At 67.4% G+C, this 11400-nt stretch carries 12 protein-coding genes; 4 read left to right on the forward strand and 8 right to left on the reverse strand.

What is annotated here, in order from left to right:
* Both TF1_RS15385 and TF1_RS15390 read right to left on the reverse strand, forming a co-directional pair.
* A partial coding sequence (locus tag TF1_RS15385; RefSeq protein WP_061784016.1) for a 3-hydroxyacyl-CoA dehydrogenase family protein occupies positions 1-883 on the reverse strand: 883 nt, incomplete at its 3' end.
* 86 nt (positions 884-969) lie between these two features.
* Positions 970-1356: an SCO5389 family protein gene (locus TF1_RS15390; protein ID WP_011292823.1), complete on the reverse strand. Its 387-nt coding sequence runs from the start codon at positions 1354-1356 to the stop codon at positions 970-972.
* A gap of 219 nt (positions 1357-1575) precedes the next feature.
* On the opposite strand from TF1_RS15390, the gene nucS reads away from it, so the two are divergent.
* The 4 genes from nucS (at position 1576) to TF1_RS15410 (ending at position 5605) form a co-directional block, all read left to right on the forward strand.
* The gene (nucS, locus tag TF1_RS15395; protein ID WP_016189118.1) at positions 1576-2256 is read left to right on the forward strand and encodes an endonuclease NucS; all 681 of its coding nucleotides are present in this window, start codon (positions 1576-1578) and stop codon (positions 2254-2256) included.
* A 117-nt stretch (positions 2257-2373) separates the two neighbouring features.
* Entirely contained in the window at positions 2374-3033 is a 660-nt protein-coding gene (locus TF1_RS15400; RefSeq protein WP_011292825.1) for a DUF1707 SHOCT-like domain-containing protein, read from the forward strand.
* A 280-nt stretch (positions 3034-3313) separates the two neighbouring features.
* The gene (locus tag TF1_RS15405; RefSeq protein ID WP_061784015.1) at positions 3314-4858 is read left to right on the forward strand and encodes a M20/M25/M40 family metallo-hydrolase; all 1545 of its coding nucleotides are present in this window, start codon (positions 3314-3316) and stop codon (positions 4856-4858) included.
* A 150-nt stretch (positions 4859-5008) separates the two neighbouring features.
* Positions 5009-5605 (forward strand): cob(I)yrinic acid a,c-diamide adenosyltransferase, encoded by a 597-nt coding sequence (locus TF1_RS15410; RefSeq protein ID WP_011292827.1) that lies wholly within the window; start codon positions 5009-5011, stop codon positions 5603-5605.
* Between the two features lie 56 nt (positions 5606-5661).
* Here TF1_RS15410 and TF1_RS15415 read toward each other — a convergent pair whose 3' ends face one another.
* The 6 genes from TF1_RS15415 to TF1_RS15440 form a co-directional block, all read right to left on the reverse strand.
* The gene (locus TF1_RS15415) at positions 5662-6156 is read right to left on the reverse strand and encodes a DUF2550 domain-containing protein (protein ID WP_011292828.1); all 495 of its coding nucleotides are present in this window, start codon (positions 6154-6156) and stop codon (positions 5662-5664) included.
* Between the two features lie 63 nt (positions 6157-6219).
* Positions 6220-6627, reverse strand: coding sequence for a F0F1 ATP synthase subunit epsilon (locus TF1_RS15420; RefSeq protein WP_016189120.1), 408 nt, complete (start codon positions 6625-6627; stop codon positions 6220-6222).
* Between the two features lie 72 nt (positions 6628-6699).
* On the reverse strand, positions 6700-8142 hold the full coding sequence (atpD, locus tag TF1_RS15425; protein WP_011292830.1) for a F0F1 ATP synthase subunit beta: 1443 nt from the start codon (positions 8140-8142) through the stop codon (positions 6700-6702).
* 5 nt (positions 8143-8147) lie between these two features.
* A complete protein-coding gene (locus tag TF1_RS15430) occupies positions 8148-9062 on the reverse strand; it encodes a F0F1 ATP synthase subunit gamma (protein WP_011292831.1) in 915 nt (304 codons plus the stop codon).
* Positions 9063-9065: 3 nt separating this feature from the next.
* Positions 9066-10709, reverse strand: coding sequence for a F0F1 ATP synthase subunit alpha (gene atpA, locus TF1_RS15435; RefSeq protein ID WP_011292832.1), 1644 nt, complete (start codon positions 10707-10709; stop codon positions 9066-9068).
* 72 nt (positions 10710-10781) lie between these two features.
* Positions 10782-11400 (reverse strand): F0F1 ATP synthase subunit delta (locus tag TF1_RS15440; RefSeq protein WP_061784017.1); only part of this gene is annotated, 619 nt, incomplete at its 5' end.

The raw sequence follows: 11400 nt of genomic DNA on the forward strand, positions 1-11400 counted from the left end.
GCTCCGGTTCCGCGGGGTTGTCGGCGCCGGAGTAGTCGTAGAATCCGCGTCCGCTCTTGCGGCCGAGCAGGCCCGCGGCCACCATGCGGCGCAGCAGCGGGGCCGCCGCGTAGCGGGGGCGGCGGAATTCGTCCCACAGGACGTCCATGACGTCGAGGAGCACGTCCAGGCCGACGAGATCCATCAAGGTGAGCGGCCCCATGGGGAATCCTGCCGCGCTGGTGATGGCGGTGTCGATCTGCTCCCGGGTGGCCAGGCCCTGCTCATAGACGGCGACGGCGTGGTTGAGGTACGGCACGAGCAGCGCGTTGGCCACAAACCCGGCCCGGTCGCCGACCGCTACCGGGGTCTTGCCCAGCCGGGTGACGACCTGGGTCGCTGTCTCGCGCACGTGGGGTTCGGTGACGACCGTGGTGACGATTTCGACGAGCCGCATCACCGGTGCAGGGTTGAAGAAGTGCAGCCCGATGACTTTTCCTGGGCGGCTGGTGAGTGCGGCGATTTCGGTGACGGACAGCGAGGACGTGTTGGTCGCCAGGATCGCGGCGGGCGGCAGGATGCGGTCCAGGTCTGCAAAGACAGAGCGTTTGATGTCGAGGCGCTCCGGGACTGCCTCCACAGCGAGGTGCGCGTCGGCGAGGTCGTCGCGGGATGTGGTGAATGTGACGCGTCCGAGGATGGCGCGTTGCTCGTCTTCAGTGAGTTTGCCTTTGGCGACGGCTTTGGCCAGGGATTTCTCCAGGTGTGTCCGGCCGCGTTCCAGGGCGGCGTCGTCGATTTCGACCCCGGTGACGGTGAAGCCCGCACGGGCGAACACTTCGACGATGCCGGCGCCCATCGTGCCGAGCCCGACCACTCCAACCTTGTTGATTTCCTCCACCATGGCCACCACCCTAGACGGGGCGGTTTCCGCTGTTCGCCGGGCCTCCCCGGTTCACGGGAGGCCCGGGTACCGATGCGGGGCGCGGCTCAGCAGTCGACCAGTTCCGGCGACTGGTTGAGGAGTTGGGCACGGGGCGTGATGAAGTCCTGGTAGGCGGTTTCCGCGTCGGGGCGGAACAGGGCGACTTTGTGGCAGTTCTGGAAGGCCAGGCGCAGTCCGAAGTGCCGTTGGACGGCGCCGCGCATCGCGTCGCTGGCGAGCAGCCGCAGGAGTTGCCCGCGTTCTTTTTCGCCTGGCGGCGGGACTTCGTTGGCCGCGTAGTCGAGGCGGTCGGTGGCGATCTGCTCGGCGAGCCGGGTGATGACGTCCCAGGCGTAGGGGAGTGACTCCCGGATGCAGGCGATGAACTCGTCGTCGGTGACCGGGCCGCGGCGGGCCTTGTCGAGGAGTTCGGGTGAGACCGTGAGCGACATGGTGTCCCCTTTCTGACAGGTCCGGGGGTGGTGCTGCGGCGGAGCGTCCTGCTCTGCTCACGTTCCGCTCCCCCAGTGCGACGTTAGGTCTCGTTTCTCCGAGCGTCATGCGGCAGCGGAGTGAGACCTTGCTTACCGTAATTGAAAATGGTTTTCATTATCAACCCGGTTGGGGCATCCCGCGCCACTCGATCCCGCAGAACCGGTAGCGTGCTCTTCGTGCGTCTCGTTATCGCCCGTTGCAGTGTTGACTACGTCGGCAGGCTCACCGCCCACCTGCCTATGGCGCCCCGCCTGATCCTCATAAAGGCAGACGGGTCGGTGTCCATCCACGCCGACGACCGCGCTTACAAACCCCTGAACTGGATGAACCCCCCGTGCACCCTGCGGGAGCAGCCCGGCGAGGACGGCAACCCCACCGTGTGGACGGTCACCCACGCCAAGTCGGGGGAGAAGCTCGTGCTGACCATCGAGGAGATCCTCCACGACAGCACCCACGAGCTCGGCGTAGACCCCGGCCTGCAGAAAGACGGAGTCGAGGCCCACCTCCAAGAACTCCTCGCCGAACACATCACGACCCTCGGCGAGGGCTACACCCTGATCCGCCGCGAATACCCCACCGCGATCGGGCCAGTGGACATCCTGTGCCGCGACGGCAACGGCACGACCGTCGCGGTGGAGATCAAACGGCGCGGCGAGATCGACGGGGTCGAACAGTTGACCCGCTACCTCGAACTCCTCAACCGCGACCCTACGCTCCGCCCGGTGCGCGGCATCTTCGCCGCCCAGGAAATCCGGCCTCAGGCCCGGGTCCTCGCCGCTGACCGTGGCATCACCTGTGTCACCCTGGACTACGACGCGCTCCGCGGGATCGAACCCGACGAGATGCGGCTGTTCTAGCCGTGACCGTCTCCGGGCGGTCCCGCTGGGCCGCCCGGAGAACCCGGGGGAAAATCAGGGCGCTCCCTGAGCGGAACACGGATCCGCCCCGTCCAGCGGGGAACTAAGCTCTCCGCTATGAGCGACTCTTCCCTGCCCGACCGAGGTGACCTTCGCGCCTCTGACGCCGACCGCGACCGGGCCGCGGCGCGGCTGCGCGAGGCACTGGCTGAAGGGCGGCTTACCCCCGACGAGCACTCCGAACGGCTCGATGCGGTCTACCGCGCCAAAACGCTCGGCGACCTCGCCCCGCTCCTCCGCGACCTGCCGGAGACCTCCGAGTCGCCCGACCTCTCCTTCCGCTCGCCTCGCCCGGTCTACGGACGGGAGCGTGTCGTCACCACCAACCCGGACGGCATCTTCTCCTTCGCACTCATGGGGGCGGCGGAACGGAGCGGTCAGTGGACTGTTGCCCGCACCTACCAGGCGCTGGCAGTGATGGGTGGAGTCGAACTGGACCTGCGGGAAGCCCGGTTCACCTCCCCGCACACCACGATCGTCGCCAACGCACTCATGGGCGCGGTCCAGATCATCGTCCCCGACGACATCGAAGTCCGGGTCAACGGTGTAGGGATCATGGGGGCCTACGAAGCCAAAGGCGGTGCCCCCGCCAGCGTCCTGGAACCGGGAGCCCCGGTGGTGCGGATCGTCGGGGTAGCGCTGATGGGCGCCGTCGAAGTAGTCCGCAAACGCCGCAAACACCAGAAAAAGGAAAAAGGCTCTGACCGCGACGACTGAACAGCCCTTTCCTGCTTCCGCCAAGGTCTGACACCGCAGCCGCCCCGTCGTGACCGCAGGCGGCTGCGGACAGCCTCGCACCGCCGCGCCCCGCACGCGGATCCGCCCTCTCCGGCACCCAGTCCGCTTCCCGTCGGGATTCGACAGCGCGACCAGCGCTTTTCTACGCGACACCGGAATGCCCCTTGCTCACCGTCCTCATTCAGTGACAAGCTGCATCCGTCACTGCTTACTTTCTGCGCCTATCCCACCACCCCGGGGATAGGCGCCCGTCAGGAGGATGAGCGTGTCTACACCACCCAGCCCCCCTGTGCACAGACGCACCAGATCGCGCCTGTCCCTCATCGCCGCCGCTACCACGCTCGCGGCGCTGAGCCTCTGCCCTCCCGCCGCTGCATTCCCGATCCCTGTCGCCGACGCGGAACTACCTGACCTGGTCACGGTCGACGCCATCCGCACCCACCTGCAGAACCTGGAGACCATCGCCGCCTACAACGGCGGAAACCGGGCCACCGGCACCCCCGGCTACGACGTGACTGCACAGTACGTCACCGACCAGCTACGCCGCGCCGGTTACACGGTCACCCGCGACCACTACTCGTTTAAGCAGTGGGTGGAGCACAGCGACCCGGTCCTCACCCAGACCGCACCCCAACACCGGGAGTTCACCCCCAGCGACGACTTCCTGAGCATGGCCTACTCGGGTGCTGGAGACGTGACCGCGCCCGCCGTCCCCGTGGATGCCACCGGAGCCGACAGCGGCTGCGAGGACGCGGACTTCGCCGACTTCCCCGCCGGAGCGATCGCCATCCTCAAACGAGGGACCTGCACCTTCGAAGAGAAGGCGGCCCGCGCCGCCGACGCCGGAGCCGTCGGTGCGGTGATCTTCAACCACGGGGACACCCCCAACGACACCGGCCCCATCAACGGGACGGTGAGCAACCCCGCCGCGATCCCGGTTGTCGGCGCCTCCACCGAGGTCGGTGAAGCACTCCTCGCCGCAGGGGACAGCCTCGAACTGCACCTCAAAGTCGACGCGAGCGTGGAGGAGGCCCACTCCTACAACCTCATCGCGGAAACCCGGGGCGGCGACCGGAACAACGTGGTGGTGGTCGGCGCCCACCTCGACAGCGTGGCCGAAGGGCCGGGAACGAACGACAACGGCAGCGGGGTCGCCACGGTCCTGGAAATCGCCAAACAGTTGAACCGGCTCGGCACCCCCCGCAACAAGGTGCGCTTCGCCTTCTGGGGCAGCGAAGAATCCGGGCTCATCGGCTCCACCTCGTATGTGGAGCGGCTCTCCGAGAAAGAACGCGAACGGATCGCGCTCTACCTGAACTTCGACATGCTGGGGTCCAGCAACTATGCCCGGCTCATCTACGACGGCCGCAATGAACTGCCCGGCTCTGTCCCTGCACCCTCAGGGTCAGCGGCGATCCAGAAAGTGTTCGAAGACTACTTCACCGCCCGCGGCCTGGCCGCAGAGCCCACCGAGTTCAGCGGTCGCTCCGACTACCGGGCGTTCATGCTGGCCGGAATCCCGTCCGGTGGCTTGTTCAGCGGCGCGGACGGCACCAAGACCGCGGAACAGGCTGCCCGCTACGGCGGTACCGCTGGGGAGCAGTTCGACCCCTACTACCACACTGCCGACGACACCCTCGCCCACATCAACTGGGCGAGCATCGACGAACTCTCCGACGGCGCCGCCTACGCGGTCGAAGTCTTCGCCGACAGCACCCTGCCGGTGAACGGAGTGGCGCCGCTGCGTGCCCGGACCCTGGCCGAGCCCTCCTTCGACCGCTGCGGCGACCGGTGGGAGCGCTGACCCGCACCTCCCCCACTGGCTGAACACCACCCGGGGCCTGCCACGGCGGGCCCCGGGCCGTATCCGTTCCAGACAGGAACGACCGGGGCGGCCGGTGTCCACTCGTCCCCGCGCCGCCGTGCCGGAAAGCCTGGTGGCTAGGGTGAGTCCATGAAAGAACGCGATATCGACACGCCGGTAGTGCTGTCGAAGATCTACACCCGCACCGGTGACGACGGCACCACCGCGCTGGGTGACAGGAGCCGGGTCCGTAAAACCGACGCACGGCTCGTCGCCTACGCCGATGTAGAGGAAGCCAACGCGGCGATCGGGGTCGCGCTCGCGCTCGGGGACGTCCCCGACGAGGTGCGCACGGTGCTGATGCGCATCCAAAACGAACTGTTCGACCTGGGCGCGGACCTCGCCACCCCGGTCGTGCCCAACCCGGAACACCCCCCGCTGCGGGTGGATGCCTCCTATGTGGCCCGGTTGGAAGCGGACTGCGACCGGTTCAACGCGGACCTCCCCACGCTGCGCAGTTTCGTGCTCCCCGGCGGTTCCCCCGCCGCGGCACTGCTGCACACCGCCCGCGTCGTCACCCGCCGCGCGGAACGGTCCGCGTGGTCGGCGATCGAAACCCACGGGGACTCCGTCAACCCGCTGACCGCCACCTATCTCAACCGGCTCTCCGACCTGCTGTTCATCCTGTGCCGGGTGGTGAACCAAGGCAACGATGTGCTGTGGCGGCCGGGCGGCGACCGCCGCTGACCACCGCACGTTCGTGGCGGTGGCCGAACTCGGCCACCGCCACGAACAAGCACGGCTTACTCGTCGTCGCTGTCCCGCCAGAGGACTCCCGGCGGCAACGATTCCAACCAGGACAGGAAACCCGTCAGGGCGGCGTCGCTCATCGCCAGTTCATAGACCGGCTCCTTGGGGTCGGAGCCGTCCGAGGCGGTCCAGCCCACTTCGACGATCACCAGGTCGTCGGTCAGTTCCCGCAGCTCCTCCCGTTCCGGGGTGCGACGCCCCAGAACGACGAGACCGCGGCGCGGCAGCTCGACTGCCGGCCGCGGCCACAGGGAGAAGATGCGATACCAACGCAGCTCGTCAGTCCCGTACCGGCCGCATCCGATCCGCCACGGGCGGCGTTGGCCGTGCACGGGACGGAGATAGCACTCCACCGCTCCGCCACCGCGTTCCAGGGCGTACCGCCGCACGATGATCGCGACGAGCGCCAGCAGAGCGAGGGCGAGCAGCGAGAAGAACGACCATTCGGCGATGTCGAACCACGTTCCGATGTTCAGCTGCTCCCCCAAGAGTCACCCCGCATACGCGGGAAGCCCCGTCTCATGTCCGCGCTGGTGCCACCGCTGGACCGGTTAGGCGGCCTCCTCAGCCTTGGCGGCCCGCAGCCGGCCCCGCGCCCGAGCGACACGCGCCCGCATCTCGGCGTCGCCGAGTGCCTCGCGCTCAGCGCTCTTCAGCGCGGCACGGGCCCGCTCCACGTCGATCTCCTCGGCCAGCTCGGCGATCTCCGCGAGAATCGAGACCCGGTCGCTCAGCGTCACAGACATGAAGCCGCCGTGAACCGCGGCACGTACTTCACCGGACTCGCGGGCCCCCAGGACCCGCACGACCGACCCGGGCGCGAGCAGCGCCAGCACTGGAACGTGCCCCGGCTGGATACCGATCTCGCCTTCGACCGTCTTGGCGATCACCATGTCGCCCTCGCCCGCCCACAGTTCCCGTTCGGGCGTGACGAGCTCAACAAAGAGCTTCTTCGACACTGCCATCTCTCCTCAGCCCGAGGGCCGCTCCACCGGGGAGGAGCAGCAGTCCGCCGCTCCTCCCCGTGCTCGCTAGCTCTGCAGCTTCTTCGCCTTCTCGACGGCCATCTCGATGTTGCCGACGTTCAGGAACGCCTGCTCGGGGAGGTGGTCGTACTCACCGTCGCAGATCGCCTTGAAGGAGGCGATGGTCTCCTCCAGCGGCACGAACACGCCCGGGGTACCGGTGAACTTCTCAGCGACGAACATGTTCTGCGACAGGAAGCGCTCCAGCCGCCGCGCCCGGTGGACGATGATCTTGTCCTCTTCGGACAGCTCGTCGATACCGAGGATGGCGATCTGGTCCTGCAGGTCGTGGTTGCGCTGCAGGATCTCCTTGACGCGCTGCGCCACCTCGTAGTGCTCCTGGCCCACGTACTGCGGGTCGAGGATGCGGGAGGTGGAGGTCAGCGGGTCCACCGCCGGGTAGATACCCTTCTGCGAGATCGGGCGGGAGAGCTCGGTCGTCGCGTCCAGGTGGGCGAAGGTAGTCGCCGGAGCCGGGTCGGTGTAGTCGTCCGCGGGCACGTAGATCGCCTGCATCGAGGTAATCGAGTGGCCGCGGGTCGAGGTAATCCGCTCCTGCAGCAGACCCATCTCGTCAGCGAGGTTCGGCTGGTAACCCACCGCCGAGGGCATACGGCCCAGCAGGGTGGAGACCTCCGAACCCGCCTGCGTGAAGCGGAAGATGTTGTCGATGAACAGAAGCACGTCCTGCTTCTGCACGTCGCGGAAGTACTCCGCCATGGTCAGCGCGGACAGCGCGACCCGCAGACGGGTACCCGGGGGCTCGTCCATCTGCCCGAAGACGAGGGCGGTGTCCGGGAGGACGCCCATCTCCTGCATCTCCAGGAAGAGGTCGGTGCCCTCACGGGTACGCTCGCCCACCCCGGCGAACACGGAGACACCACCGAAGTTGCGGGCGATACGGGTGATCATCTCCTGGATGAGCACCGTCTTGCCGACACCCGCACCACCGAAGAGGCCGATCTTACCGCCGCGCACGTACGGGGTGAGCAGGTCGATGACCTTGATACCGGTGACCAGCATCTCGGTCTTCGCCTCGAGCTGGTCGAAGGCCGGGGCCGGCCGGTGGATCGGCCAGTACTCCTTGACCTGCAGTTCCGACTTCGGGATGTCCTGCGGCTCACCCAGGGCGTTGAACACGTGCCCTTTGACGCCGTCGCCCACCGGAACCCTGATCGGCGCACCGGTGTCGCGCACCTCAGCGCCGCGGACCAGGCCGTCCTGCGGGTTGAGGCTGATGGCGCGGACCAGGTTGTCTCCCAGGTGCTGGGCGACTTCGAGCGTGATGGTCCGGGTCTCCCCGCCGAGGGTGACTTCGGTCTTCAGAGCGTTGTAGATCGGAGGCAGGGAGCCGACGGGAAACTCCACGTCGACGACCGGGCCGATGACCCGGGCGATGCGGCCGGTCACCGTTGTGGGTGCGGCCGTCCCTTCAGCAGTCGCAGTCACTTCTCTTACTCACTCCCCGCGCTGGCAGCAGCAAGTGCGTCGGCGCCGCCGACAATCTCGCTGATCTCGTTGGTGATCTCCGCCTGGCGGGCCTGGTTGGCCTGGCGGGTCAGGGTCTTGACAAGCTCCTCGGCGTTGTCGGTGGCCGCCTTCATCGCGGCGCGGCGCGACGCGTGCTGGGATGCGGCCGACTCGAGGAGGGCGAAGTAGATCCGGTTGGTCACGTACTTCGGAAGCAGCTGGTCCAGCACTTCCTCAGCCCCAGGCTCGAACTCGTAGAGGGGCAGCGGCCCCTGCTCGGCTTCGAGCACCTTGGAGTCGACCTCTTCCACCTCCAGCGGCAGGATCCGGGAAGCCCGGGCCCGCTGGTTGATCATGGAGATGAACTCGGTCGACACGATGTGGATCTCGTCGACGCCGCCCTCCGCGGTCTCCTGGATGAACTTCTCCATCAGGGCCGAGGAGATCTCCATGGCGTGCATGTAGGAGGGGCGCTCAGTGAAGCCCTCCCAGGAGTCCGCCAGGGGACGCTCGCGGAACTTGTAGAAGCCGATGCCCTTGCGCCCCACCATGTAGGTGAGCACCTCTTTGCCCTGCTCGTTGAGGAGCGCAGTGAGGCGTTCGGCTTCCTTGATGGCGTTGGCCGTGTAGGCGCCAGCAAGGCCCTTGTCACTGGTGATGACCAGGACGGCGGCCCGAGTGGGGTTCTCCGCCTCGGTCAGCAGCGGGTGGTCGCTGACCCGAGCGGCCACCGCGGACACCGCCCTGGTGATCTCCCGTGCGTAGGGGGCAGCCGCCTCGGCCGCACGCTGCGCCTTGGTAATGCGCGTTGCGGCGATCAGTTCCATCGCACGGGTGATCTTCGCCATCGACTTCGTCGAGCGGATCCTCCGGCGATAGACACGAAGCTGTGCACCCATGGGCTACTTCCCGCTGGTCTTAGCGACCTTGATGGTCTCCTGGCCGACCTCGGACTCGTCCAGCGCCTCGGCAGGCGCCTCGGTGCCGAGGATGGTGCCGTCGCTGGTCTGGAAGGTCTTCTTGAACTCCTTGATCGCGTCAGTGAGCGCCTCAGCGGTGTCGTCCCCGAAGTCCTCCGTCTCCCGGATAACGTCGAGGATCTTGCTGTGCTCACGGCGCAGGTAGGCGAGGAACTCCGACTCGAAGCGCCGGATGTCCTCGACCGGAACGTCGTCCAAGTGCCCGGTGGTACCAGCCCAGATGGAGACGACCTCCTCCTCCATCGGGAAGGGGGAGTACTGGCCCTGCTTGAGCAGCTCCATGAGGCGGGCACCCCGCTCCAGCTGCGCCTTGGAGGCCGCGTCCAGGTCCGAACCGAAGGCGGCGAACGCCTCCAGGTCGCGGTACTGGGCCAGACCCACGCGCAGGGAGCCGACCACCTTCTTCATGGCCTTGGTCTGCGCGGCGCCACCGACACGGGACACCGAGATACCGACGTTGATCGCCGGCCGCTGTCCCTGGTTGAACAGGTCGGACTCCAGGAAGACCTGACCGTCGGTAATGGAGATGACGTTGGTCGGAATGTAGGCCGACACGTCGTTGGCCTTGGTCTCGATGATCGGCAGACCCGTCAGCGAGCCGGCGCCCATCTCGTCGGAGAGCTTCGCGCAGCGCTCCAGCAGCCGCGAGTGCAGGTAGAAGACGTCACCGGGGTAGGCCTCACGGCCCGGCGGGCGGCGCAGCAGCAGCGAGACCGCGCGGTAGGCCTCGGCCTGCTTGGTCAGGTCGTCGAAGACGATGAGGACGTGCTTGCCCTGGTACATCCAGTGCTGGCCGATGGCCGAGCCGGTGTAGGGCGCGATGTACTTGAAGCCCGCGGGGTCGGAGGCGGGCGAGGCCACGATGGTGGTGTACTCCATCGCTCCGGCCTCTTCCAGCGCGGCGCGCACACCGGCGATGGTGGAGCCCTTCTGGCCCACCGCGACGTAGATGCAGCGCACCTGCTTGTTGGGGTCGCCCGACTCCCAGTTGGCCTTCTGGTTGATGATCGTGTCGATGCAGACCGCGGTCTTTCCGGTCTGCCGGTCACCAATGATCAACTGGCGCTGGCCGCGACCGATCGGGGTCAGGGCGTCGATCGCCTTGATACCGGTCTGCAGCGGCTCGTGAACCGGCTTGCGCTGCATGACCGTGGCAGCCTGGAGTTCGAGCTCGCGACGCTCGGTCGTCTCGATTTCGCCCTTGCCGTCGATCGGCCGGCCCAGGGGGTCGACTACTCGGCCCAGGTAGGCGTCGCCTACCGGGACGGACAAGACCTGTCCGGTCCGCCGCACTGTCTGGCCTTCTGCGATGTTGGTGAAGTCACCGAGGACGACGACACCGATCTCGCCGATCTCCAGGTTCTGCGCAATGCCCTGGGTGCCGTCCTCGAACTCCAGCAGCTCGTTCGCCATCGCAGAGGGAAGGCCACTGACGCGGGCGATGCCGTCACCGGAGTAGGTGACGGTTCCGATCTCCTCGCGTGCGGCGGCGTCAGGCTCGTACGACTGGACGAAGCGCTGCAGCGCGTCCCGGATCTCCTCCGGTCGGATCGTCAGCTCCGCCATCTCACGTATGTCCTTGCTCTCGTTGGCGCCGCAGGTGCGGCGCCGTGCGTCTTGCGTTCGTGCGTCGTCGCGTCAGCCGGCCAGGCGTCGCCGAACTTCGGCGATACGCCCCGCGATGGTGCCGTCGATGACCTCGTCGCCCACGCGGATGGAGAGTCCACCCACGATCTCCGGCGTGATCTCGATGTTCAGGTGGATGTCCCGCCCGTAGATTCGGGTGAGCGCGGCCTGCAGTCGAGACTGCTGTGCTTCGCTCAGCGGAACCGCGGCCCGTACCACGGCGATGTAGTGCTTGGCCCGCTCGGCCACCAGCTGACTGAAATGCTCGAGACCCTGTTCCAGGGTACGTCCTCGAGGCCGGGTGACAGCCTCGGTGACCAAGGTCAGCGTCGCTGTGCTGACCTTGCCCGAGAGCAGGTTCTCCACCAGGGTGCGCTTGTGCTCGATAGAGGCGCCGTCCGTGGTCAGCGCGGCGCGGAGTTCGGGCTGACCCGCGACGATCCGGCCAAACCGGAACAGCTCGTCCTCGACGCCCTCGAGTTCGCGGGCGCTGGCGTGCTCAGCGACCGTCGCCAGTACAGCGGCCTGTTCGACCGCGTCGACCAGGTCGCGCGGCCGGGACCACTGCGCCCGGACGACGTCGCTGACCACGAGGAGGGTTGCCGGGGACACCTTCGTCTCGAGAAGGCTG

The sequence above is a fragment of the Thermobifida fusca NBRC 14071 = JCM 3263 genome (assembly GCF_001592045.1).
Classification (GTDB): domain Bacteria; phylum Actinomycetota; class Actinomycetes; order Streptosporangiales; family Streptosporangiaceae; genus Thermobifida; species Thermobifida fusca.

Excerpts from the sequence above, each read along its gene's own strand:
- TF1_RS15390 (WP_011292823.1), bottom strand. The coding sequence starts at position 1,356 with ATGTCGCTCACGGTCTCACCCGAACTCCTCGACAAGGCCCGCCGCGGC.
- TF1_RS15400 (WP_011292825.1), top strand. The coding sequence starts at position 2,374 with ATGAGCGACTCTTCCCTGCCCGACCGAGGTGACCTTCGCGCCTCTGAC.
- TF1_RS15405 (WP_061784015.1), top strand. The coding sequence starts at position 3,314 with ATGAGCGTGTCTACACCACCCAGCCCCCCTGTGCACAGACGCACCAGA.
- TF1_RS15410 (WP_011292827.1), top strand. The coding sequence starts at position 5,009 with ATGAAAGAACGCGATATCGACACGCCGGTAGTGCTGTCGAAGATCTAC.
- TF1_RS15430 (WP_011292831.1), bottom strand. The coding sequence starts at position 9,062 with ATGGGTGCACAGCTTCGTGTCTATCGCCGGAGGATCCGCTCGACGAAG.
- atpA (WP_011292832.1), bottom strand. The coding sequence starts at position 10,709 with ATGGCGGAGCTGACGATCCGACCGGAGGAGATCCGGGACGCGCTGCAG.